At 67.8% G+C, this 970-nt stretch carries 1 protein-coding gene; it reads right to left on the bottom strand.

The features are described from left to right. Positions 1–970 (bottom strand): HNH endonuclease signature motif containing protein (locus tag ACZYZF_RS29455; RefSeq protein WP_463837599.1); only part of this gene is annotated, 970 nt, incomplete at both ends.

Below are 970 nucleotides of genomic sequence, written 5' to 3' on the forward strand. Positions count from 1 at the left end.
AGTAGGGCGGGGGTTTGTCTTGTTCGGTGTTGAGTCGGCGTTCGGTGTTGATGCGTTGGGTGTGGGTTTGTTGGCGGGTTTGTTGGCGGAGTGGCATTTTGGTGTGCCGGTCGGTGGTGGTTGTGGGTGCTGGATCTGCGGGTGTGGGTGGGGTTGGGGTGTGGGTTGTCCAGTTGGGGAAGAGGATTTGGCTGAAGGGGGTGGTGTGGTAGGTGTGGCCGGTGGGGGAGGTCCAGGTGTGGCTGCCGTTGGGGTGTTGGAGGTCGGTCCAGCCGTTTTCGCCGGTGTGGAAGGTTTTGATGAGGTGGTGGGTCCGGCATTTGGGCCCGAGGTTTCCGGGGTGGGTGGGTCCTGCCGGCCAGGGAGTGGTGTGGTCGAGGTCGCAATAGTGGGCGGCCACTCCGCAGCCGGGGAACATGCAGACGAGGTCGCGCATCTGGACGAACGCGGTCAGCTTCGCTGAGGGCCGGTAGCTGGTTTGGGTATCGAGGTCGCCAGGGTCGGCTACGTATTTGACGGTTGCACCGGTGGCGATCAGTTCGGCGAGCAGGGGTGCGGGCACGATGCCGCCACCGAGGATGACGGCAGGAGGGCCGGTGACGGCGGGTGCGCGGTCGGCGGCGTAGTCGTTGGGGTCGGGGTCGCCGTGGATGCGGGGGTCGCGGGGTGGTTGTGCGGCGGGCGGCTTGGGCGTGGGTTCGGGGCCGGCGTCGTCGACACCGCCGTCGGTCGCGGTGCTGCTCTCGTTGTGGGTGGCCCATTGGGGTAGGGCTTGTGCGAGGAGGTGGATCGCTACGGCGCGGGAGCGGGGGTCGGGGCCGGTGGCTTGGCAGTCGGGGTTGTTGCATTGGCAGGTGAGGTGGTCGGCTCCGGCGCCGAGGGCGCCCAGGGCGTCGGAGCGGCGTTGTCCGGTGGTGCGGGGGTCGTGGTCGCAGACTCCGCGGGCCATGGCGGTGAGTAGGTTTTTGAG

Source organism: Mycobacterium sp. IDUB_24, from assembly GCF_055419385.1.